Below are 22,212 nucleotides of genomic sequence, written 5' to 3' on the forward strand. Positions count from 1 at the left end.
GCCGGCACGCGACGTTCGTGAGAACCGGAGGTGCGTCGGCCATGGCACGCAAGCAGGAGACCCCCAAGGTCGTCGAGTACGACCGCACCGGCGATGCCGACGTGCTGGAGCTCAGACCGACGGACGTGCCGGTTCCCGGGCCGGGCGAGGCGACCGTCGAGGTGATCTGCGCGGGGATCAGCCACATCGACGGCTTCATCCGCGCCGGCCGCGAGACCGAGTGGGATGCCGATCCGTGGCCGCGGAGGTCGGGGAGCGACTTCGCCGGGGTCGTCGTCGCCGGCGACGGCACGTTCAAGCCGGGGACCGAGGTGATCGGTCACGTGCGTGCCGGGGCGCAGGCGACACACGTGACCGTTCCGAACGCGGCCCTCGTCGTCAAGCCGAAAGAGGTGTCGTGGGAGACCGCGGGAGGGCTCTTCCTCGCGGGTGCCACGGCGCTGGACACCCTGGACCAGCTCAAGATCGGTCCGGAGGACACGGTCGTGATCTCCGCGGCCGCCGGCGGGGTCGGAAGCATCGAGGCCCAACTCGCCAAACACCGCGGCGCCCGCGTGATCGGCACGTGCGGCGACCGCAACTTCGACTACCTGCGTCAGCTCGGCATCAAACCGGTGCGCTACGGCGAGGGCATCGCCGATCGCATCCGCGCCGCCGCCGGGGGGCCGGTCACGGCGCTCATCGACAACTTCGGCCAAGACGGTCACGCGCTCGCCGAAGATCTCGGCGTGCCGGCGAGCCGCTACCGCTCGAGCGAGGATCGCCGGCACACCGAGGTGAAGCTGCTGCGCGATGATGCGGAATCGATCGCCTACGGTACGAGCCTGCTCGCCCGCCTCGCCGAACTTGCCCGTATCCGCGCGTTCACGCTGCTGGTCTCAGGCCTGTATCCGCTGGAAGAGATCGGAGACGCGTACCGGGATCTGGACAAGCTCCACTCGCGCGGCAAGGTGCTCATCGGCACCCGGATGGTCACGACATTCCGCACGCTGAAAGCCCGCGACGTCCACGAGGCCTCGGCCTGAAGCTACGGGCGCGGCTCGCAGATCACGACCGGAATCAGCCGGTCCGTCTTGCGCTGATACCCGGCGTAGCCCCGGTAGGCGCGCGTGATGCGGGGCCAGAGTTCGGCGCGCTCGGCGGCGCTCGCCGTCCGGGCCCGCATCGGGACCGTCGTGCCGCCGATGGTCAGCTCCACGTCGGGGTGCGCGAGCAGATTGAGGTACCACGCGGGATGCCGGTCGTCCCCGCCTTTCGAGGCGACGAGCACGTACGTGTCGCCGTCGTGCACCGGCGCGGTGAGCATGACGCTCCGCCGCGCGCCGGAGGTGCGCCCGACCGTATGCAGCTCGACGACCGGCATCGGGCCGATCCGCCAGCCCAGACGCCCCCCGGTGACGGCGAGGATGCCGCGGTGCAGGCGGTTGAGCATCCGGTGCCCGAAGTCGACCACCGTGTGCGCTGCCATGCGTGAAGCCTACGTCGGACGGAGGGAACTCCCGCCGCGCAAGCCCTCACCCGACGGCGCGCGTGCGGGTAGCGTGGGCGCGTGAGCACGGACGCACCCTCGGTACCCCCGCAAGCCGTCGAATCCGTCGAACCCGACGCCCGGCGCATGATCGCCCTCGTGGTCGGCATTCTCGCGACGGTGCTGTTCGTGATCCTGCGCTTCGTCGTGGCGATCGACGATCACAAGCCGCTCGGGATCGACGAGTGGTGGAACGAGCTCATGGTGAGCATCGAGACGCCGCCGGGACTGATCCTGGCCTGGATTCCCGCGATCGTCGGCGGCACGATCGGGATGTTCGCGATCGCGCTGCTGACCGTGATCGTCCTGTACTGGCGGAAGCGACGGTGGGACTCACTGAACATGGCGATCGCGATCGCGCTGGTGGTGGCGATCGGTGCACCGATGGCGGCGATCATCGCGCGGGCGCGGCCGGGGGATTCGCTCGCCGAGAGCGTGGCGACCTCCTTCCCGTCGGGCCACACCGCCGTCGCGACGACGTTCGTCGTGACCCTCGCGCTGCTGTTCCGCAGGTGGTGGATCTGGACAATCGGCGCGGTGTGGGTCGTCTGGATGATGTGGGGTCGCACGTACCTGCACGCGCACTGGCTGAGTGATGTCGTCGCCGGGATGCTGGAGGGGATCGCGGTCGCAACCCTCGTCTGGTGCGCGGTCGAAGCGTTGCGGGATCGGCGCGCCCGCAAGAAGCTCGGCGCCGCGCCCGCTTAGAGCGCCGCGGCGCTCTCGAGGAACGCGTGGTCGGCGGCCGCGTCGTCGGTCGCGGTGATGGCACGCAGGACGACCTCGTCGACCGCCGCGCGGTACTGCGCCAGGCGCTCCCCGAAGCCGAGGTCGGCCGCATCCAGCACCGTCCGGTCGGGATTCAGCCCCAGGCGAGCGAAGTTCGCCGCATACGACGGGAAGCCCGCATAGCGGCCCGTCTCTTCTCGCAGGCGCTCCGGCGCGTCCGGGTCGAGCGCCGTGCGCACGTACAGCGCGACGTGGGCGGCGGGGTCGACCGCATGTGCCTGTGCAGCCTGCACGTACGCGGTCGCCGGGTCGAGCCAGCTGAGCAGCGGCCCGTCCGCATCTGCTGCGGCCAGGTGGCGCATGCGCGGACCGAGCGCGCCCACCATGACACGGACGGCGGTCCCGGCGCGGAGGTCGGCGGCGGTCGTGCGCACGAGATCGAGGGCGCCGGTGCGGATGCCGCCCGCGCCGACCCCGATCACGACGCGCTCCTGCGGCAGGGCACGCACCCGCTCGCTGATCGCCGCGGCGCTCCACCGGTCCAGCGGCAGCACGCCGGTCGCGAGCGTGAGGGTGGAGGTCGCCGCGGCTGCCGCCTCGAGCAGAGTGAGCGCATCGGCGCCGGGGGTGTCGTTGACCCACAGCGCGTGGAAGCCCGCGGCCTCCGCGCCGGCGGCGAACGCCGCGGCGCGCTGCGGTCCGATCGCCGCGGCGATTCCGAGGGAGAGGACACCGGTTCGGGTCATGCTCCGAGCTTGCCGCATCCGCTCGTCAGCGGCCTCCACCGAACCGCGGGGCGCGCTTCTGCTGGAACGCCGCGAAGCCCTCGCGGTAGTCCTCGGTGTCGCACAGCGCCACTTGAGCGCTGTTCTCGAGCGCCATCGCGTCCCACAGCCCCAGGCGCTCGTCGCGAAGGCGACTGATGAGCGTCTTGCTCGCGACGAAGGCCTGCGTCGCACCGGCGGCAGCTCGCGTCGCGGCCTCCTCGGTATGTGCGAGGAGCTCATCGGCGGGGAAGACCTGGGAGAACAGCCCGGACTGCACCGCCTCGGTGCCGGTCATGAGCCGCGCCGTGTAGATGAGGTCGAGGGTCTTGTGGGCGCCGAGCCGCTCGAAGAACAGGGCGTGGCCGCCGGAATCCAGCGTCGCGCCGAGGGCGGCGAACGGCGACCCGATGCGCGCCGAATCGGCGACGTACACGACATCGGTCGCGATGAGGAGGCCGAGGCCGACCCCCAGACATGCGCCGTGGGCGGCCGCGAACGTCGGGGCGGGGAACGCCGACATCTTCCGCAGGAGCGGAGTGACCAGCCCGCCGAGGTAGCCCTGCACGTCGTCGTCACGAGGGTCGACGCCCGCGATGTCGCGACCGGCGCAGAAGGCCGGACCGGCGCCGCTGAGCACGAGCGCCCGCACGCCCGCGGCTTCGGCCTCGTCGTACGCCGCCGAGAGATCGATGAGCGCGCGTTCGTCCAGGGCGTTGCGCTTGGCGGGGGCGTTGAGCGTGATCCTCGCCACGGCCCCGTCGATCTCGACCTCGATCATGCTCACGCCTTCCTTCACCGACTCATCCGTCGTAGTCCACGACGATGCGCCCGCTGGTCGGGTGCGATTGGCACGTCAGGACGTACCCGCGCTCGAGCTCGTCGGGTTCGAGAGCGTAGTTCTCCGTCATGCGGACGCTGCCCGACACGAGCCGGGCGCGGCACGTGCCGCACACGCCCCCGGCGCACGCGAACGGCACGTCGCCGCGAACGCGGAGGGCGGCATCCAGGATCGCCTCGTTCGCCGCGACCGGTGACTCCACCCGCGAGGACAGGCCGTCGAGCGTGAACTCGATCTGCACGGTCGGCTCGCCCTCCCGCGTCTGCACGGGACGTCCGCGGTCCGTGCGCGGGGAGTCGGCATCCGTCGTGAACAGCTCGAAGCGGATGTCGGATGCCGGCACGCCGCGCGCCTGCAGCGTTTCGCGGCACAGCGCCACGAGTTCGAACGGGCCGCACAGGAACCACTCGGTGACGGTCTCGGGCCGAACGAGAGTGTCCAGGATCGTCTCGAGCCTGGTCGCGTCGATGCGGCCCGACAGCAGCGGTGCCGCACGCTGCTCGCGGGAGAGGACGTGATGCAGCGCGAGGCGCGCCGGGTAGCGGTCCTTGAGGTCGGCGAGCTCTTCGAGGAACATCACGTCCTGGGTCGCGCGATTCGTGTAGATCAGCGAGAACCGTGCCGTATCCGACGAGGCGAGCACGTGCGCGGCGAGGGCCATGAGGGGCGTGATGCCGGAGCCCGCGGCGATCCCGACGAGGTGGGCGTGCGCGAGGTCGGGCAGCTTCGAGGTGAACCCTCCCTCGGGACTCATGACCTCGAGGCGGACGCCCGCACGGAGGTTCTCGTGCGCCCACACGGAGAACAGGCCGCCGAGGTCGCGCTTGATCCCGACGCTGATCGATCCCGGCTGCGGGGGGCGGCAGATCGAGTAGCTGCGGCGCACCTCGTGGCCGTCCACGTTGGCGCGGAGCGCGACGTACTGACCGGGGAGGTACGCGTAGTCGTCTGCGAGTTCCGGCGGGACGCCGAAGGTGACCTCGATGCTGTCCGCGGTGAGCGGCCGGACCGAGAGGATCTCGAGCTCGTGGAACCGCGCGCGGCGCCGGGTGGCGGTCGTCATCACAGCGCCTTGAAGTGATCGAAGGGCTCGAGGCAGTCCTGGCACTCGTACAGCGCCTTGCAGGCCGTCGAGCCGAAGCGGGACAGCTCGCGCGTGCGCAGCGAGCCGCAGCGCGGGCACTTCACGGCCAGGCGGACCCGGATCGGGCCGGACGGGGGCGCTCCGTGCGGCGGCGCGATCCCGTACGCGGTCAGCTTCTGCTTGCCGGCATCCGTCATCCACTCCGTCGTCCACGCCGGGGCGAGCGTGGTCTGCACACGGACGTCCCCAACCCCCGCGGCGGTGAGCGCGAGGACCACGTCGTCGCGCATCGTGTCGATCGCGGGGCATCCGCTGTAGGTCGGCGTGAGGGTGACGACGACCCGGTCGCCGTCCACCTCGACGGCACGCAGCACCCCGAGGTCCTCGATCGTGAGGACCGGGACCTCCGGGTCGGTCACGGTCGCCGCGACCGCCCAGGCCTCGTCGCGCGTGATCACCACGTCGCCCCCGGATGCTGACGGGCGAGCACCTGCATCTCGGCGAGGATGAAGCCCAGATGCGGTGAATGGATGCCGCGCCGCCCGCCTCCGGATGAGACGAAGCCCTGCGGCACCTCGAGCTCGGCCTCGGCGAACACCGCGGCGATCACGGCATCGAATCCGGGGCGCAGCGTCGAGGGGCGGACCGCGATGCCCGGGAGCCGCTCGATGAGCGCCTCATCGCGGAACAGCTCGTCGCCGTACGGCCAGATGTCGCCGATCGCGCGGATCATCCGTGCGCGAGACTCCTCCGTGCCGCCGGCGAGGCGCAGCGTCCACTGGATCGCGTGGTCGCGGTGGTAGTCGACCTCCTTGACCGCCTTCGCGGCGACCGCGGCGAGCGTGGGGTCCGTCGAGTCCTGCAGGGCGGTGTGGAGCTCGAACATGAAGGTCGCCGCGACGAGCTGCCGGGCGATCGTCTGGGCGAAGTCGCCGTTGGGCTGCTCCATGAGCCAGGCGCTGCGGAAGTCCGGTTCGCCGCGGAAGTATGCCAGGTCGTCCTCGGATCGGCCGTCCGCGGTGCCGCTGTAGTGCAGGAGCGAGCGCGCGTGTCCGAGGAGATCGAGGGCGATGTTGCCGAGGGCGACGTCCTCTTCGAGCTCGGGGGCGTGCGCGATCCAGCCGGCGAGCTGCTGGGACAGGATCAGCGCGTCGTCGCCGAGCCAGAGCGCGTACTCCGCGACGTCGGCGGAGGCGGGAGGGGCGGCATCCGCCCCCGTGAGCTCGTCGGCGAGCCGCAGTTCGTCGACGGTGACGTCCCCGTGCAGATCGCTCACAGGTGCGGCACCCCCTCGGAGGCGGTGTAGTACACCGCGTGGCGGTAGTTCTTGCCTGCGGGGCTTTCGAAGAACGCGCCTTTCGCGTCGGGGTCGCTCGTCGTGATCGCCTCCGCCGGCACGACCCAGATCGAGACGCCCTCCCCTCTCCGGGTGTACAGGTCGCGGCCGTTGCGGACCGCCATCTCGGCGTCGGGGGCGTGCAGCGACCCGACGTGCACATGGCTGAGGCCCCGGCTCGCGCGGACGAACACCTCCCACAGCGGCCAGCTCTCGGCCGGCGAGGATCCCGGAGTCGCCATCACGCCACCGCCCGTTCGGAGCGCAGGGCCTGCTTGCGGGCGTACTCCGCCGCGGCCTCGCGCACCCAGGCGCCGCTCTCGTGCGCTTCGCGGCGGGCCCGCCGTCGTTCGGCGTTCATCGGGCCGCGGCCGGCGAGCACGTCGAAGAACTCGGTCCAGTCGATCTCGCTCATGTCGTACCGCCCTGTCTCGGCGTTCCAGCGCAGGTTCGGGTCGGGCAGCGTGACACCGAGGGCCTCGGCCTGGGGGACGAGCATCGAGACGAAGCGCTGGCGCAGCTCGTCGTTCGAGAACCGCTTGATCTTCCACGCCATCGACTGGGCCGAGTTGGGGGACTGCTCATCGGGGGGCCCGAACATCATCAGGCTCGGCCAGTACCAGCGGTCCACGGCGTCCTGCGCCATGCGCCGCTGCGCGTCGGTGCCCTGCATGAGCGACAGCAGGATCTCGAAGCCCTGGCGCTGGTGGAACGACTCCTCCTTGCAGATGCGCACCATCGCCCGTGCGTACGGCCCGTATGACGCGCGGCACAGCGGCACCTGGTTGCAGATCGCCGCGCCGTCCACGAGCCACCCGATCGCGCCCATGTCGGCCCAGGTCGGGGTGGGGTAGTTGAAGATCGACGAATACTTCGCCTTGCCGTCGATCAGGTCCTGCGTCATCTGCTCGCGCGGCATCCCGAGCGTCTGCGCCGCCGAGTACAGGTACAGACCGTGGCCCGCTTCGTCCTGAACTTTCGCCATCAGGATCGCCTTGCGCTTCAGGCTCGGTGCGCGGGTGATCCAGTTGCCCTCGGGCTGCATCCCGATGATCTCCGAGTGCGCGTGCTGCGAGATCTGACGGATGAGCGTCTTGCGGTACGCCTCGGGCATCCAGTCGCGCGGCTCGACCCGGGAGTCGGCCGCGATGATCTGCTCGAAGCGCTCCTCGGGGGTGCTGGACGTGGTCATCTTCGACTCCGATGTTTTACAGAACGATCGTTCAGATATTATGCCAGACATGGAGAGGCCCACGAAAGCGATGATGGCGCGCGACCTCGCCTCGGCATCCCTCGGCATGGTCGTCGAGCACGACGAGCCCGGTCGCGCCGTCGTGTCCATGCTCGTGCGCGAGGACATGACGAACGGCTTCGGCATCACGCACGGCGGCCTGGTGTTCGCGCTCGCCGACACGGCCTTCGCGATCGCGTGCAACGAGGACGAGCGCATCACGGTCGCCCAGGGCGCCGACATCACGTTCCTGACGTCCACGGTGGCGGGGCAGACCTTGACCGCGACCGCGGTGCGCCGCGCCCGCCGCGGGCGCGTGGGCCTGTACGACGTCACGGTCGCCGACGAGACCGGCGACGTCGTGGCGGAGATGCGCGGCCGCTCGCTCACGACCGACCGCACCGTCGCGGAGTAGGTCAGGCCTTGGAGAGCTCCTTCTCGACGAGCGTCAGCACGTCGTACTGCGCGACGAGCTCGTCGCGCTGATTGCGGATCACGGCATCCCACCGCACTTCGCCGTACTCGTCCGTCTCGCGCGGGGTGATCTGCTTCGCGGTGAGCTCGACCCGGATCTCATCGCCCGGCGACACGGGTGTCACGAAGCGCAGATTCTCCAGGCCGTAGTTCGCCAGCACCGGCCCGGGCGCGGGGTCGACGAACAGGCCGGCCGCCCACGAGACGAGCAGATATCCGTGCGCGACCCGCCCGGGGAAGAAGGGGTTGGCGGATGCCGCTTCCTCGTCCATGTGGGCGTAGAACGTGTCGCCGGTGAAGTGGGCGAACGTCTCGATGTCGGCGAGGGTCACTTCGCGCGTGTCCGACACGACCTGATCGCCGAGCCGCAGGTCGGTGAGCGACTTGCGGAACGGGTGCACGCCCCCGGGCTGCGCGGCGGCGCCCGGATGCCACACGCCGGTGAGCGCGGTGAGCATGTCGGGCGAGCCCTGCACCGCGGTGCGCTGCATGTGATGCAGCACGGCCCGGATCCCGCCGAGCTCCTCGCCCCCACCGGCGCGCCCCGGACCGCCGTGCACGAGGTTCGGCAGCGGCGAGCCGTGACCGGTGGAGGAGCGCGCGTCGTCGCGGTCCAGCAGCAGCACGCGTCCGTTGAACGCCGAGATGCGTCCGATGAGCTCGACCGCGACCTCCGGGTCGTGGGTGGCGATGCTCGTGACGAGCGATCCGCCGCCGCGGGCGACCAGATCCGCGGCCTCCGCCGTGGTCTCGTACGGCAGGATCGACGCGACGGGGCCGAACGCCTCGACCTCGTGCACGGCCGGGGCCGCGGCATCCGCGAACCGCAGCAGGATCGGCGCGACGAACGCGCCGTCGGGGGCCGGTCCCACCGAACCGTCGGCGTGCGTCACGGACGGCGCCTCGGTCGAGCCGATCACGATCTCACCGCCGGCCGCCTGGAGCCGCGCGACCTGCCGGAGCACTTCGTCGCGCTGCGCGGTCGAGGCGAGCGGGCCCATCGTGACGCCGTCCGCGCGCGGATCGCCGACCACGACGCGTTCGGACAGGCGCGTGCGGACCGCGTCGATCAGCGCGTCGACGGATGCCGAGGGCACGAGCGATCGGCGGATCGCGGTGCACTTCTGCCCGGCTTTCGAGGTCAGCTCGGTGACGAGCTGTCGCACGAACGCCTCGAACTCCGGCGTGCCGGGCTCGGCGTCCGGACCGAGGATCGAGGCGTTGATCGAGTCGGTCTCGCTCGAGAACCGCACGCCGCCGGTCTGCACGCACTCGTGCGCGCGGAGCTTCTCGGCGGTCGCGGCACTGCCGGTGAACGCCACGAGGTCGCCCAGGCGCAGGTGATCGAACAGGTCGGGCACCGGTCCGCTGACGAGCTGCAGCGCGCCGTCCGGGACGAGACCGGTCTCGACGAGGATCCGCACGCACGCCTCGGTCAGGTAGCCCGTCGGCGTCGCCGGCTTGATCAGGGTCGGCATCCCGGCGAGGAAGGCGGGGGCGAGCTTTTCGAGCGCGCCCCACACGGGGAAGTTGAACGCGTTGATCTGCACGGCCGCGCCCGGCAGTCGGGTGTAGATGTGACGTCCGAGGAACGAGCCGTCCTTCGAGAGCGGCTCGACGGGTCCGTCGACGTACACGTGGGCGTTCGGCATCTCGCGCCGGCCCTTGCCCGAGTAGGAGAACAGCACGCCGATGCCGCCGTCGATGTCGACCCACGAATCGGCTTTCGTCGCACCGGTCCGCGTCGAGATCTCGTAGAGCTCGTCCTTGCGCTCGGTCAGCGCGAGGGCGAACTGCTTGAGCAGCACCGCGCGCCGGTGGAACGTGAGTGCGCCGAGGCTGCGCTGCCCCACGGTCCGGGCGTAGGCGAGCGCGCCAGCGAGATCGAGCCCCGCGGTGCTGACGCGGGCGACTTCCGCACCGGTCGTCGCATCGCGCACGAGCGTCGATTCGGCATCCGCGTCGGGGGACCACCAGTGGCCCTGGACGTAACTCGGCAGCGTCATCCGTTCTCCCATCGGTAGAACCCCTCTCCGGTCTTCCGTCCGAGCCGGCCTTCGGCCACCATCCGGCGCAGCAGCTCGGGCGGGGCGAAGCGCTCGCCGAGCCGCGCGTGAAGCTCCTCGGCGATGCCGAGGCGGACGTCCAGGCCCACGAGATCCGTCGTCCGCAGGGGGCCGATCGGATGCCGGTACCCGAGCGTCATGGCGGCGTCGATGTCCTCGGCCGTGGCGATCCCCTCCTCGAGCATGCGGATCGCCTCGAGACCCAGGGCGACGCCGAGCCGGCTCGAGGCGAATCCCGGGGAGTCGCGCACCACGATCGGCGTCTTGCCGAGGGCGTCGACCCACCCGCGTGCGGCGTCGACGACCTCGTCGTCGCTCGCCCGCCCCCGGACGATCTCGACGAGCGCGGAGGCCGGAACCGGATTGAAGAAGTGCAGCCCGACGAAGCGCCCGGGGCGGCGGAGCGGGGCGGCGAGCTCATCGATCGGGATCGACGACGTGTTCGAGGCGAGCACGGTGCTGTCGGGCGTTGCCCTCTCCACGCGCTCGAGCGCCTGCCTCTTCAGCTCCGCGTCCTCCGGGACCGCCTCGACGACGAGTGCGCAGTCCGCGAAGGCGGCGGCATCCGTTCCCGTCGACAGCGCGTCGACCAGCTCGTCGGCGGTGAGCACCGTCGCGCCGCGCTCGAGCGATCGGGTGATGTCTCGGCGGATGCGCACGGTCGCGTCCTCGGCTGCGGCCGCGTCGCGCTCGACGACGACGACGCTGCTGCCGGCGAGGAGGAACGCGTGGGCGATCCCGGAGCCCATCCGCCCGCCGCCCAGCACGCCGACCGTGCGCGGCGCTCTCACCGGGCCGCCGATCGCTCGAGGAACGCGGTCATGCGCCGGTGCTTCTCGGGACTCTCGAACAGCTCCGCCTGCAGTTCTCCGTCGATCTCGGGATGCCGCTCCCGCGGTGCCCGCAGTGCGCGTTTGGTGTGCCGGGTGGCGAGCGCATCGTTCGCCGCGATGCGGTCCGCGATCGCATGGGCGGCGGGCAGCAGCTCCTCAGCCGGGTGCAGGCTCGAGACCAGGCCGATGGCGAGGGCTTCGTCGGCCTCGATGATCCGCCCGGTCAGCACCATCTCGCTCGCACGGCCGTCCCCGACGATCTCGCGCAGACGCCACGTGGCGCCTGCCGCCGCGAGGATGCCGAGCCGGGGCTCGGGGTTGCCGATCCTCATCGCGCCGGTGCCGATCCGGATGTCGGCCGCGTAGGCGAGCTCGGCGCCGCCGCCCAGCGCGTAACCGTCGATCGCCGCGATCACCGGCATCGGCAGCGCACCGACGCGTCCGAACGCGGACGCGTTGATACCGCGGAGCGCGTCGGCCGCGCGGCGATCGCGGAGCTGGGCGATGTCGGCGCCCGCGGCGAAGTCGCCGCCCGCGCCGGTCAGGATCAGCGTTCGCGGCTCGCGCTCCAGTTCGGCGCACAGGTCGTGCAGTGCGTCCACGGTGGCCTGGTCGATCGCATTGCGCTTGTGCGGACGATCGAGGGTGGCCACGACCCGGTCGGGCAGGCGCTCGATGCGCAACGGGCCCATGTGCTGCTCCTGACTGCGGTGTCCGGCCGCCGGTCCATTACCGACCGAGCGTTCAGGAAATCAGTATGCCAGGCATGCCCGCGCGGGCAAACCCGGGCGGCGGGTGTCAGACTGAGCGGGTGACCGACGCCCCGGCATCCGCCCCCGCCCGTCGCGGACGACCGGGCTATGACCGCGACCAGATCCTCGCGGCGGCCGTCGAGGTGTTCATCGCGCACGGGTACGACGCGACGTCGGTCGCCGCGGTCGCCGAGCGGCTGGGCCTCACGAAATCGGCTCTGTACCACCACTTCGACTCGAAGGAGCATCTGCTCGGCGTCGCCCTCGATGAGGCTCTGGGTGGCCTCGAGGGTGTGCTCGCGCAGCCGGGTGCGAGTGCGGGCGCCGCCGGCGAGCGGCTTGAGTTCGTGCTGCGCGGAGCCGTCCGCGTGCTCGTCGAGAAGCTGCCGTACGTCACCCTGCTGCTGCGCGTCCGCGGCAACACCGAGGTCGAGCGCGATGCCCTCGTGCGCCGCCGCGCGTTCGACCACCGCATCACCGCCCTCGTGCGCGACGCGCAGACGGAGGGCTCGGTGCGCGCCGACGTCGACCCGTCTGTGGCGACCCGCCTCGTGTTCGGCATGGTCAACTCGATCGTGGAGTGGTACCGCCCGACGGGCGCCGAAGGCGCCGACGACCTCGCCGACGACGTGCTGCGCGTCGCGCTCGACGGCCTGCGCACCCGCTGAGCGGCGCGCGCGACTCGGCCTTCGCGGCCCTCCGAATCGCTCGCGGCCCGTCATGCACGGCGTGCCGCGAGGCGGCGCACGTGCCGCGACCGCGGGGCGGCCTGAGCGGGCCCGGGCTCAGAGCGCGGCGAGCGCCTGCTCGAGATCGGCCAACTGGTCCTCGGAGCTCTCGATGCCGACCGACAGCCGGACGACCTCCTCGGGGACGGCGAGCTCGGTGCCTCGCACGGAGGCGTGCGTCATCGCGTCCGGGTAGTTCACGAGCGACTCGACGCCGCCGAGCGACTCGGCGAGCTGGAACACGCGCGTGGACTCCGCGAACCTCCGTGCCGCTGCGCCGTCGGCGAGGGCGAGCGAGACGATGCCGCCGAACGCCGACATCTGCGACGCCGCCAGCTCGTGACCCGGGTGCGAGGACAGCCCGGGGTAGTACACCTTCGCGACGCGATCGTGGCCTTCGAGGAAGGACGCGACGGCGGCCGCGTTCTCGCTGTGGCGCTGCATCCGGATGCCGAGCGTCTTGATTCCGCGCGTCGTGAGGAACGCGTCCATGGGTCCTGAGACCGCGCCGGCGGCGAACTGCAGGAACCCGACGCTCTCGGCCAGGGCGTCGTCGTTCATCACGAGCGCGCCGCCCACGACGTCGGAGTGCCCGCCGAGGTACTTCGTCGCAGAGTGGACGACGACGTCCGCCCCGAGCCGCAGCGGCTGCTGCAGGGCCGGGGACGCGAACGTGTTGTCGACCACGACCAGGGCACCGGCATCCCGTCCGAGCTTCGCGAGACCCGCGATGTCGGTGATGCGCAGCAGCGGGTTGCTCGGCGTCTCGACCCACAGCACCTTCGCGGGCTTCTCCTCGAGTGCAGCGGCCACCTGGCTGAGATCGGTCATGTCCACGACCCGCAGGCCCACGCCCCACGGTCCGAGGATCCGGGCGATGAGCCGGTAGGTGCCGCCGTACACGTCGTCGGACAGGAGCACGTCGTCGCCGGGCTTCAGCACCGCGCGCAGCAGCGCGTCCTCGGCGGCGAGACCCGACGAGAACGACAGACCGTGGCGGCCGTGCTCGATCGCGGCGAGCTGGGTCTGCAGCGCCGTGCGGGTCGGGTTGCCGCTGCGTCCGTACTCGTAGCCGCCGCGGAGTCCGCCGATCCCGTCCTGCGCGTAGGTCGTGGAGAAGTGCACCGGCGGGATCACGGCGCCGGTGGTCGGATCGAACTCTTGGCCGGCATGGACGGCGAGACTGTCGAAGCCGCGGATGTGCTCGCTCATGCGTTGCTCCCGGTCGTGCTGATCGTGGCGGATGCCGGGGCGGCGGCATCCGGAGTCGTGTCGGTCGTGGCGAAACCGCGGTCGGTCATCCACGCGTCATTGAAGATCTTGCTGACGTACGCCCGGCCGTGGTCGGGCAGCAGGACGACCACGACGGCGTCCGCGGGAAGGTCGCGGGCGGTGCGGAGGGCAGCGACCACGGCCATGCCGCTCGAGCCGCCGACGAGGAGGCCCTCTTCGCGGGCGAGGCGCCGCGTCATCGCGAAGGACTCCGCATCGCTGACACGGTGGTACTCGTCGACGACCGTCGGGTCGAACGTCTCGGGCCAGAAGTCCTCCCCGACGCCCTCGACCGCATAGCCGTGGATCGGCCCGCCGGAGTAGATCGAGCCCTCCGGGTCGGCTCCGATGATCCGCACCGCACCCTGCGAGAGCTCGCGCAGGTAGCGGCCGGTGCCGGTGATCGTGCCGCCGGTGCCGATGCCAGCGACGAAGTGGGTGACCAGGCCCTCGGTGTCGCGCCAGATCTCGGGTCCCGTGGTCTCGAAGTGACCGCGCGGACCGTTCTGGTTCGCGAATTGGTTCGGCTTGAATGCGCCGGGGATCTCACGGGCGAGGCGGTCGGACACGCTGTAGTACGAGCGGGGGTCGTCGGGCTCGACGCTCGTGTCCGTCATGACGACCTCGGCGCCGTAGGCCCGGAGCACGTCGACCTTCTCACCGGCGAACTTGTCGGGGACGACGAAGATCATCCGGTAGCCGCGCTGCAGGGCGACCAGGGCGAGGCCGACGCCGGTGTTGCCGCTCGTGGGCTCGACGATCGTGCCGCCCGGGCGGAGGAGGCCGTCGCGTTCGGCCGCGTCGACGATGTTCCGCGCGATGCGATCCTTCGCGGAGCCGCCGGGGTTGAAGTACTCGATCTTCGCGAGCACCGTGGCGCGGATGCCGTCGGTGACGCGGTTCAGGCGGACGAGGGGGGTGTTGCCGACCAGGTCGGTGATGTTCTCGGCGTAGCGCACGGTGGTGTCCTGAGGGAAGGGCCGCGCGCGGGGGCGCGGCGGGTGGCTGGGGTCGTCGAAGGCGAGCGCGAGGCGCTCAGCGACAACAACGACAGGTCAGCACCCCTCCACCATAACCCCTCCCGCCGAGGTGGTGGTTCTTCCCCCGAGGTGGTGGGTTTCCCGCCGAGGTGGTGGTTCTTCTGCCGAGGTGGTGGGGGCATTCTCGGGCGAAAACCCACCATCTCGCCGGAGAGGGGACCATCTCGGGGGGAAAGCGGGTCAGCGGGAGGTCAGCACCGCGTCCCAGAGCGCGTCGGCGACCTCGCGCTTGCTCCCGGAGACCTGGGCGACCACCTCGTCCTCGGCACCGAGGATCGTCAGGGCGTTCTCTGCGCTCTCGAACCCCTTCTGCCAGCCCACTTCGTTGACGGCGAGCAGGTCCACACCTTTGCGGCGGCGCTTCCGGCGCGCGCGGTCGAGCAGGGCATCGGCATCCGTCTCGGTCTCGGCGGCGAACCCGACGATCGTCTGCCCGTCGCGCCGACCGCGTACGAGGCCGGCGAGGATGTCCTCGGTCGCGACGAGCTGCAGCGTGAGGACCCCGCCGGTGTCCTCCTTCGCGAGCTTGCGGTCCGCGGTCTCGGCCACCCGATAGTCGGCGACCGCCGCCGCCATCACCACGACATCCGCGTCCACCGCGCGCTCGGTGACGGCGCGGCCGAGTTCGGCCGCCGTGCCGACCCGCACGAGCTCGATGCCGGCGCGACCGATCGCGGGGGCGAGGGCGTCGGCATCCGCGTGGGCGACCACGAGCGCGACCGACGCGCCGCGGTCGGCTGCGGCCCGCGCGACGGCGACCCCCTGTCGCCCGCTCGAGCGGTTGCCGAGGAAGCGCACCGGATCGATCGGCTCCCGCGTGCCGCCCGCGGAGACCACGACGCGCAGCCCGGACAGGTCGCGCCTGCGGTTCATGAGTGCGGAGGCATATGCGTGCAGCGCCTCGGGTTCGGTCATGCGTCCGGGGCCGACGTCACCGCCGGTCAGCGGTCCGTCCTCGGGGCCCACCACGTGCACGCCGCGCTCGCGGAGGACGGCGACGTTGTGCACGGTCGACGGATGCCGCCACATCTCGGTGTGCATCGCGGGGGCCACCACGACCGGTGCCGTCGTCGCGAGTAGGCTCGTCCCCAGCAGGTCGTCGGCCAATCCGGCGGCCGTCTTGGCAAGGAAGTTCGCCGTCGCCGGCGCCACGATCACGAGATCGGCCGCCTGCCCGAGCGCGACGTGGCGGACTTTCGCGACGTCGTCGTGCACGGAGGTGGTGACCGGATGACGGCTGATGGCCTCCCACGTCGGCGTGCCCACGAATCGCAGCGCGTCCTCGGTGGGGATCACGTGCACCTCGTGTCCGTCCCGCACCAGCAGGCGCACGAGTTGCACGGTCTTGTAGGCGGCGATCCCGCCCGTCACTCCGACGATGACGTACACGGCCCGATTGTCCCACGCAGGAAGGCGCCGACGTGTGCACCGTGATCATCAGCGTCCCCGACGACTCGTCGAGCCCGGTCCGCCTCCTCGCCGTCCGCGACGAGGATCCGGGACGGCCCTGGGATCGCCTCGGCCCGTGGTGGCCGCAGACACACCCCGGCGTGATCGGCATCCGGGACGCGCGCGCGGGCGGAGCCTGGCTCGCCGCGAACGAACAGGCCCGCACGCTCGCGGTCCTGCTGAACCGCCATGATCTGTCCGACCGCCGTGACGACGAGGTCACGACCCGGGGTGCGGTGGCGCTGGATGCCGCCGCCGGGCGCGCCGTCGGCGACAGCCCGCAGACGCGCGGGTTCAACCTCGTCGAGGTGACGGCGCACACCGCCCGCGTCACCGCGTGGGACGGACTGTGTTCCCGGACGACGGAGCTGCCGCCCGGCATCCACATGGTCGCGCACGACGACGTCGACGACCCCGAGACGCCGAGGATCGCCCGGTGGCTCCCCGAATTCCAGGATGCCGCTCCCGCGGGCGCCGCATGGTGGAAGCCGTGGCTGGACATCGTCGAGCGCACCGCCGACCTACCGGGCGACGACCCGGCGGCGATCATCCGCCGGCAGAGTTTCGAGGGCGTCCCCTCCTACTCGCTGCTCGTGTGTGTCGCCTCGGTCGGGGATGCCGAGTTCGACGTCCGCGATGCGCCGTTCACGACCCCGGGGACGTGGACGCCCGCGGCGCTGCGCTGAGCGCCCGCCGCGATGCGCTGAGCATGCCCCGCGCCCGCCGCGCGCCGCGCGCGATCAGATCGCGCGCAATGCCGGCGGGCCATTGACGGCGCAGCTCCACGCCGTCGCGGCCCTCGACGAGGGCGCACCGGCGCCCGGCCCACACCGGTGACGGCCCGAGGGCGCGAAGTATCCCCGGATCGGCATGCAGCGGGACATCGAAGGTCCACCCCAGGCGTCGCACGTGTGCGCGCAGGCGTCCGCCGACCGAGGGATCCTGACGCGCGAACACGCGGACCGGGTCGATCACGACGCGCGCGTCGCGCAGCCCGGGCGCCGACGCACCGGGGATGCGGCGCTCGAAGGCGTCGGGCGACGCTTCGAGCCGCAGCTCGACCCGGTCCGCCGGCGCCGCCGTGCCCGGCGGGATCACGAGGCCGAGCGCACGCCCGATGCCGTCCGGCGTGAGGTCCTCGCCGTCCGTGTCGAGCACGCGCGCGCGGATCGTGAGCGCGATCTTGCCGCGGGTCCACTCCGCCGCCACGATGCGGGCGTCGGCGCGCAGGCCGGCGTCGTAGTCGGCCAGGCGCAGGAGGTCCTCGCGACGGCCCGCCCGCAGCGCGCTCGAGCGCACCCGGAGCGGAAGCGGCAGTCCGTCCTCGACGGAAGACCCGAACCGGCGCTGGGCGAGCGGGATCACCGCGTCCAGGAACCGCTCGCGGTAGGCGGCCGGGTAGCGCCGCATCCGCTTTCCGCCGAGCCGCCCGAGGATCTTGCCGCGGTACCAATGCCGCAGCAGGGTGTCCCGCAGGGCTCCCGGTTCGGTGTTGCGCTCCACGAGGTCGAGCACGGCTTCCAGGTGCGGGAAGTACGTCTCGGGGTCGATGCGCGACGAGCTCGCGCTGCCGGCGTTCTTCAGCCACGCGTAGCAGGGCGTCGAGGCGAGGATCGAGATCGTCCGTGCCCGGAAGTAGGCCTCCATCACGAACAGATGATCCTCCAGCCGCACGCGGCCGTTCGGATAGCGGATGCCGCCATCTCGGAGGAACGCCGTCCGGAAGAGCTTGTGCGGCGTCAGCAGCGCCAGCAACGGGTCGCGCCCGAGCTCGGCGCGAGGGATGTCCCGCCGGAACACCGAGCGCGGGATGTCCCGGCCGATCCCGACGACCCGGCCGATCACCACGTCCGACGTGTGCGCGTCGGCGTACGCGGCGAGCGCGCGGAGGGCGTCGGGATAGAGGCGGTCGTCCTGGTCGGCGAAGAACACGTACCGCCCGCGCGCCGCGTCGATCCCGTGGTTGCGCGGCGTCCCCGGCCAGCCGGTGTGCGGCAGCGTCAGGACACGCACGTGCGGCCGGGTGCGGGCGACCTCCGCGAGCCGCGCGCGCGTCGTCTCGCCGGATCCGTCGTCGCACAGGAGAACCTCGAAAGCACCGGGCGGAATCGTCTGGCGATCCAGGGACGCGATCAGGTCGTCGAAGGTCGGGCCGGGCTCGTACACCGGGACGATCACGCTGACGTGGGGCGGGGAGTGATGGGCGGACACAGGGCGAGGCAACACCCGCCGCCTGAGAACCGGCGGAGGGTTGCGCATCCGCCCGCCGTATGCTGTGCCGCGGCATCCACCGTCCGCTCGAAGGGGCAGGATGGGACGATGCCGCTCGATCCCTTCTTCGCCGAGCGCCTGCGCGTGCACCGGCGGTACCTGATCGGGCAGCGGATCGCGCCGCTGCGCTCCCGCGTGACGCGGTGGTGGCGGCGGCTGCGGGGGGAAACGGATGCCGCGGCCCCCGCCCCGCGGCGGGGCCGCGCGTTGACCCCGCGCGAGCGGCACCGACGCGCTGCTCTCGCGTGGGACCGCACCGAGCTGAAGACCGTCGGGACGCCCGGCCCCGAGCTGCGCACGAGCGAGCACACGGTCGAGGTCCCCGGATACCCCTCGGTCCGGGTGCGGATCTACCACCCGCCGACCGCGGAGACCCCGCCGGTCTGGCTGTCGTTCTTCGGCGGCGCGTTCCGCATCGGCGGCATCGACTATCCGACGACGGACGCCGCGAACCGGCGCCGGGCCGCGGAGGCGGGCGTCGCGATCGCCGCCGTCGACTACGCGCTCGCCCCCGAGCACCGGTTCCCGACGCAGATCGAACAGGCGCGCGCGGCGCTGGCGTGGATCCACGCGCACGCCGCCGAGATCGGGGTGGATGCCGACCGCATCGGCGTCGCGGGTATCTCGGCGGGCGGGTCCCTCGCCGCCGCCCTGACGATCGCGAACCGCGATCGGAGCGGCATTCCGATCCGCCTGCAGCTGCTCGAGGTGCCGGTGACGGACCTCACCGGCCGGCACCTGGATCTGCGCGCGACGTGGGCGCTCGGCATCCCGAGCGTGATCGCCCTGCGCGAGCTGCGGTCGGTCGCGCGCACGTATCTCGCCTCGCCGGCGGATGCGCGCGATCCGCTCGCCTCACCCCTCCGGGCCGCCTCGCACGCGGGCCTTCCGGAGGCGGTGATCCTCACCGCGGAGTACGACCCGCTCCGCGGCGACGGGGCGGCGTACGCGGCGAAGCTGCGCGCGGCCGGGGTCGAGGCGAGCGCGGTGCGCTATCTCGGGGTCACGCACGACACGTGGATGTTCACCGGGGCGCTGCCCGCTGCTCGCCGCTGGCACGCGGAGGTCGTCAGCACGCTCGCTCGCCTGCACGAGCGCTGACCGGGTCAGAACGCGGACAGGTTCGCCTGCAGGCCGCCGGGCACGAACTCCGAGCGCAGGATCCCGCGGCGCCGCAGGATCGGCACGAGGTCGTCCAGGGCGCGGTGCAGCGTGACCGGATGCAGGTCGCCGGAGAAGATCAGGCCGTCGTTGTCGGCGTCGTCCCCGAGTGCTTGGATGAGGTCGGCGAGTTCGTCGGCGGTGCCGACCGTGCCGCTGATGCCGTCGCCGATGCGGCCGAGCCGGGCCTTGCCCGCGAGGATCTCACGCAGCGGGACACCCTCGAACGAATCGAACCGGCCGCGCAGCCCTTTGATCGTGCCGCGCGAGACGTGCTCGCCGAAGATCCCCTCATCGAGCGGCTCGTCCAGGTCGAGCGTCGTCAGATCGGTCTCCAGATCGCTCGACCACGCTTCCGCGACAGCGCGCAGCGCCGCCTCGTCGGGGTTCGCGGATGCCGCCACGATGCGGTCGGCCTCCTCGACGGATGCCGCCACGATCGGCTTGAACACGAACAGCGTCTTGATCGAGGCGGGATCGCGCCCGTGCGCGACGGCATCCGCGCGGACCTTCTCGCGGTAGGCGCGCACGGCACCGACGTCGAGGTTCGACAGCGCGAGCTGGATCTGCGAGTTCTCCCCGGCGAAGCGGATGCCGCGGGGCGACCCCCCGGGGGAGGCCACGACCGGCTCGGAGGGGAGGGGCTCCGCGTTGAGCGGTCCGTCGAACGAGAAGTACTGCCCGCGGTGCTGCACCGCGCGGATCTTGGTGCCGTCGGCGTAGATCTGGGTCTCCGGATCGGCGATCAGGGCGTCGTCGTCCCAGCTGCGCCAGAGCAGGCGCAGGGCGTCCAGCCATTCCTGCGCCCGGTCGTACGCGGCGTCGTGCGGCAGGCGCTCCTGGCCGAAGTGGTGGGCGGAGCCGACGTCGGTGACGACGTTGAGCCCGAGCCGGCCGCCGGAGAGGTGCTGCAGAGACGCGAACTGCCGTGCCGCGGTGTAGGGGTGCCAGCCGGCCGGGTTCGCGGTCGGGATGACGCCCAGGTGCTCGGTCGCGGCGAAGAGGTAGGGCGCGAGCGTCCACGGGTCGTGCTTGGGTCCGCCGTAGGCCTTGCGCACCCGCAGGTCCAGCGTCTCCGGGCTGATCCCGACCGAGAGGGCGTCCTCGATCAGGACGAAGTCCATGCCCGCCTGCTCGAGCGTCCGCGCGCCCTCCTGGTAGAGCCCGGGCTTGCGCCAGTCGTAGTTCCACTCCCAGTACGGCCGTGCCCAGCCGTGCGGACCGAATCCGCGCGAGAGGAACCAGCCGAAGTGCTGCGTCTTGCTCATACGATGCCGGCCCGCTCCAGAAGCTCCGCGGCTTCCACGGCGCCGAGGGCGCGGTCGAGGTCGGCGATCAGGTCGTCGGCGTCCTCGAGGCCGATCGACAGGCGCAGCAGCCCTTGCCCGATCCCTGCCGCCTGCCGCTCCTGCTCGGTCCGGTTGACGTGCGTGGTCGAGGCCGGGTGGAGCACGAGCGAGCGCACGTCCCCGAGGTGGGTCATCCGGGTGAACAGCTCCACCGCGTTCACGAACGTCCGTGCGGCATCCCGCCCGCCGCGCAGCGTGAACGAGAACACCGAACCCGCACCGCGCGGGAGGTAGCGCTCGGCGAGCGCGTGATAGGGGCTCGAGGGGAGTCCGCTGTAGTCGACCGACTCGACGGCGGGGTGCTCGGCGAGCCACTCCGCGATGCGCTGAGCCGACTCGGTGTGCCGCTGCACGCGCAGCGACAGCGTCTCGATGCCCTGCAGGATGAAGAACGCGTTGAACGGCGACGGCGAGGGGCCCTGGCGGAGGGCGATGTTCGCACGCGCGTAGTCCAGGAACGCGGCGCGGCCCGATCGCTCGGCGACCGTGCGTCCGTCGCTGCCCGGGGTGCGGGTGAGGTGCGGGAAGCGGTCGCCTGTTGCTGTCCAGTCGATGCGCCCGGCATCCACGATCACTCCGCCGAGAACCGTGCCGTGCCCGGCCAGGAACTTGCTCGCCGAGTGCACGACGACATCGGCGCCGTGCTCGATCGGGCGCAGCAGGTAGGGCGTCGCGAGGGTGCTGTCGATGATGAGGGGGATGCCGTGGCGGCGGGCGACGGCGGCGACGGCGGCGATGTCGAGGATCTCGTTGCGCGGATTCGGGATCGACTCGGCGAACAGGGCTTTCGTCTCGGGGCGGATGGCCGCCTCCCACGCGGCCGGGTCGTTCGCCTCGGTCACGAACGAGGTCTCGATGCCCAGGCGCGAGAAGTTGTCGCGGAAGAGTTCGCGCGAGCCTTCGTAGATGCCGGATGCCGAGACGAGGTGGTCGCCCGATGCGGCGAGTGCGAGCACGGCCGTGGAGACCGCCGCCTGACCGCTGCCGACCAGAAGCGCTCCGGCGCCGCCCTCCAGGTCGGCGATGCGGCGCTCGACCGCGGAGTTCGTGGGGTTGCCGACGCGCGTGTAGCTGTATCCGTCGTCGGACTGCACGAAGCGCTCGTTCGCCTGGTCGAAGTCGGCGAACTCGAACCCGGCCGTCAGGTAGATCGGCGTCGCGCGCGGGCGGTGCCCGTCGATGCGGTCCGCGCCCGCGTGGATCTGGCGCGTCGCGAAGCCGAGGGTGTCGGGACGAGTGGTCTCGGGGCGCGGCGCGTCGGCGGGATCGCGATGTTCGGGCATGCCGGGAGACTACGGGCCGCC

The 22,212-nt window shown here is 71.9% G+C and carries 23 protein-coding genes; 6 read left to right on the plus strand and 17 right to left on the minus strand.

The features are described 5' to 3' along the window. The first annotated feature begins 41 nt into the window (after positions 1–41). Entirely contained in the window at positions 42–1,025 is a 984-nt protein-coding gene (locus tag ABD197_RS03175) for an NADP-dependent oxidoreductase (protein ID WP_344051516.1), read from the plus strand. 2 nt (positions 1,026–1,027) lie between these two features. Here the strand turns inward: ABD197_RS03175 and ABD197_RS03180 are convergent, their stop codons facing one another. Next, complete coding sequence (locus ABD197_RS03180) at positions 1,028–1,468, minus strand: nitroreductase family deazaflavin-dependent oxidoreductase (RefSeq protein WP_344051518.1); 441 nt, start codon at positions 1,466–1,468, stop codon at positions 1,028–1,030. 81 nt (positions 1,469–1,549) lie between these two features. Between ABD197_RS03180 and ABD197_RS03185 the strand changes: the two genes are divergently transcribed. Then, positions 1,550–2,236, plus strand: a complete 687-nt coding sequence (locus ABD197_RS03185; RefSeq protein WP_344051520.1) for a phosphatase PAP2 family protein — start codon at positions 1,550–1,552, stop codon at positions 2,234–2,236. Here the strand turns inward: ABD197_RS03185 and ABD197_RS03190 are convergent. Genes ABD197_RS03190 through paaA form a run of 7 tightly spaced genes read right to left on the minus strand, consistent with a single transcriptional unit; the run spans position 2,233 to position 7,474 of the window. Continuing rightward, entirely contained in the window at positions 2,233–3,003 is a 771-nt protein-coding gene (locus ABD197_RS03190) for an LLM class flavin-dependent oxidoreductase (protein WP_344051522.1), read from the minus strand. The genes ABD197_RS03185 and ABD197_RS03190 overlap by 4 nt on opposite strands. 25 nt (positions 3,004–3,028) lie before the next feature. Next, positions 3,029–3,802 carry an enoyl-CoA hydratase/isomerase family protein gene (locus ABD197_RS03195; RefSeq protein ID WP_344051524.1) on the minus strand — a complete coding sequence of 258 codons (774 nt, stop codon included), beginning with the start codon at positions 3,800–3,802 and terminating at the stop codon, positions 3,029–3,031. A 22-nt stretch (positions 3,803–3,824) separates the two neighbouring features. Continuing rightward, positions 3,825–4,925: a 1,2-phenylacetyl-CoA epoxidase subunit PaaE gene (gene paaE / locus ABD197_RS03200; protein WP_344051526.1), complete on the minus strand. Its 1,101-nt coding sequence runs from the start codon at positions 4,923–4,925 to the stop codon at positions 3,825–3,827. Next, on the minus strand, positions 4,925–5,404 hold the full coding sequence (gene paaD, locus ABD197_RS03205; RefSeq protein ID WP_344051528.1) for a 1,2-phenylacetyl-CoA epoxidase subunit PaaD: 480 nt from the start codon (positions 5,402–5,404) through the stop codon (positions 4,925–4,927). Before paaD ends, paaE begins: the two co-directional genes overlap by 1 nt. Beyond that, positions 5,401–6,222 carry a 1,2-phenylacetyl-CoA epoxidase subunit PaaC gene (gene paaC, locus ABD197_RS03210; RefSeq protein ID WP_344051530.1) on the minus strand — a complete coding sequence of 274 codons (822 nt, stop codon included), beginning with the start codon at positions 6,220–6,222 and terminating at the stop codon, positions 5,401–5,403. The genes paaD and paaC overlap by 4 nt, the downstream gene beginning before the upstream one ends. Next, positions 6,219–6,524, minus strand: coding sequence for a 1,2-phenylacetyl-CoA epoxidase subunit PaaB (gene paaB / locus ABD197_RS03215; RefSeq protein WP_344051532.1), 306 nt, complete (start codon positions 6,522–6,524; stop codon positions 6,219–6,221). The genes paaC and paaB overlap by 4 nt, the downstream gene beginning before the upstream one ends. Beyond that, positions 6,524–7,474 carry a 1,2-phenylacetyl-CoA epoxidase subunit PaaA gene (gene paaA, locus ABD197_RS03220; RefSeq protein ID WP_344051534.1) on the minus strand — a complete coding sequence of 317 codons (951 nt, stop codon included), beginning with the start codon at positions 7,472–7,474 and terminating at the stop codon, positions 6,524–6,526. Before paaA ends, paaB begins: the two co-directional genes overlap by 1 nt. A gap of 49 nt (positions 7,475–7,523) precedes the next feature. Here paaA and paaI point away from each other — a divergent pair, with 49 nt between their 5' ends. After that, positions 7,524–7,928: a hydroxyphenylacetyl-CoA thioesterase PaaI gene (paaI, locus tag ABD197_RS03225; RefSeq protein ID WP_344051536.1), complete on the plus strand. Its 405-nt coding sequence runs from the start codon at positions 7,524–7,526 to the stop codon at positions 7,926–7,928. A gap of 1 nt (position 7,929) precedes the next feature. Here the strand turns inward: paaI and paaZ are convergent, their stop codons facing one another. From paaZ to ABD197_RS03240, 3 genes are read right to left on the minus strand one after another with little or no spacing between them, the layout of a single operon-like run. Next, positions 7,930–9,993, minus strand: coding sequence for a phenylacetic acid degradation bifunctional protein PaaZ (gene paaZ / locus ABD197_RS03230; RefSeq protein WP_344051538.1), 2,064 nt, complete (start codon positions 9,991–9,993; stop codon positions 7,930–7,932). Beyond that, a complete protein-coding gene (locus ABD197_RS03235; protein ID WP_425561028.1) occupies positions 9,990–10,802 on the minus strand; it encodes a 3-hydroxyacyl-CoA dehydrogenase family protein in 813 nt (270 codons plus the stop codon). The genes paaZ and ABD197_RS03235 overlap by 4 nt, the downstream gene beginning before the upstream one ends. Positions 10,803–10,840: 38 nt before the next feature. Beyond that, complete coding sequence (locus ABD197_RS03240) at positions 10,841–11,578, minus strand: enoyl-CoA hydratase/isomerase family protein (protein ID WP_344051541.1); 738 nt, start codon at positions 11,576–11,578, stop codon at positions 10,841–10,843. Positions 11,579–11,652: 74 nt separating this feature from the next. Between ABD197_RS03240 and ABD197_RS03245 the strand changes: the two genes are divergently transcribed. Next, positions 11,653–12,306: a TetR/AcrR family transcriptional regulator gene (locus ABD197_RS03245; protein ID WP_425560994.1), complete on the plus strand. Its 654-nt coding sequence runs from the start codon at positions 11,653–11,655 to the stop codon at positions 12,304–12,306. A 117-nt stretch (positions 12,307–12,423) separates the two neighbouring features. Here the strand turns inward: ABD197_RS03245 and ABD197_RS03250 are convergent, their stop codons facing one another. The 3 genes from ABD197_RS03250 to coaBC all read right to left on the minus strand — a co-directional run bounded on the left by ABD197_RS03250 (position 12,424) and on the right by coaBC (position 16,067). After that, complete coding sequence (locus ABD197_RS03250) at positions 12,424–13,578, minus strand: cystathionine gamma-synthase (RefSeq protein ID WP_344051545.1); 1,155 nt, start codon at positions 13,576–13,578, stop codon at positions 12,424–12,426. Continuing rightward, positions 13,575–14,597 carry a pyridoxal-phosphate dependent enzyme gene (locus ABD197_RS03255; protein ID WP_425560995.1) on the minus strand — a complete coding sequence of 341 codons (1,023 nt, stop codon included), beginning with the start codon at positions 14,595–14,597 and terminating at the stop codon, positions 13,575–13,577. Before ABD197_RS03255 ends, ABD197_RS03250 begins: the two co-directional genes overlap by 4 nt. Positions 14,598–14,858: 261 nt before the next feature. Further along, positions 14,859–16,067, minus strand: a complete 1,209-nt coding sequence (gene coaBC / locus ABD197_RS03260; protein WP_344051547.1) for a bifunctional phosphopantothenoylcysteine decarboxylase/phosphopantothenate--cysteine ligase CoaBC — start codon at positions 16,065–16,067, stop codon at positions 14,859–14,861. Between the two features lie 32 nt (positions 16,068–16,099). On the opposite strand from coaBC, the gene ABD197_RS03265 reads away from it, so the two are divergent. Then, the gene (locus ABD197_RS03265) at positions 16,100–16,813 is read left to right on the plus strand and encodes an NRDE family protein (protein WP_344051548.1); all 714 of its coding nucleotides are present in this window, start codon (positions 16,100–16,102) and stop codon (positions 16,811–16,813) included. On the opposite strand, the gene ABD197_RS03270 is transcribed toward ABD197_RS03265, so the two are convergent. Then, positions 16,773–18,338 carry a glycosyltransferase family 2 protein gene (locus tag ABD197_RS03270; RefSeq protein ID WP_344051550.1) on the minus strand — a complete coding sequence of 522 codons (1,566 nt, stop codon included), beginning with the start codon at positions 18,336–18,338 and terminating at the stop codon, positions 16,773–16,775. The two genes, ABD197_RS03265 and ABD197_RS03270, sit on opposite strands and share 41 nt — an antisense overlap. A gap of 108 nt (positions 18,339–18,446) precedes the next feature. Here ABD197_RS03270 and ABD197_RS03275 point away from each other — a divergent pair, with 108 nt between their 5' ends. Continuing rightward, a complete protein-coding gene (locus ABD197_RS03275; RefSeq protein ID WP_344051552.1) occupies positions 18,447–19,499 on the plus strand; it encodes an alpha/beta hydrolase in 1,053 nt (350 codons plus the stop codon). 5 nt (positions 19,500–19,504) lie between these two features. On the opposite strand, the gene ABD197_RS03280 is transcribed toward ABD197_RS03275, so the two are convergent. Together ABD197_RS03280 and ABD197_RS03285 are read right to left on the minus strand one after the other, a co-directional pair. Then, entirely contained in the window at positions 19,505–20,827 is a 1,323-nt protein-coding gene (locus ABD197_RS03280; protein ID WP_344051554.1) for an LLM class flavin-dependent oxidoreductase, read from the minus strand. Beyond that, a complete protein-coding gene (locus ABD197_RS03285) occupies positions 20,824–22,191 on the minus strand; it encodes an O-acetylhomoserine aminocarboxypropyltransferase/cysteine synthase family protein (protein WP_344051556.1) in 1,368 nt (455 codons plus the stop codon). The genes ABD197_RS03280 and ABD197_RS03285 overlap by 4 nt, the downstream gene beginning before the upstream one ends. Positions 22,192–22,212 lie beyond the last annotated feature (21 nt).

The sequence above is a fragment of the Microbacterium lacus genome (assembly GCF_039531105.1).
GTDB classification, from domain to species: Bacteria; Actinomycetota; Actinomycetes; order Actinomycetales; family Microbacteriaceae; genus Microbacterium; species Microbacterium lacus.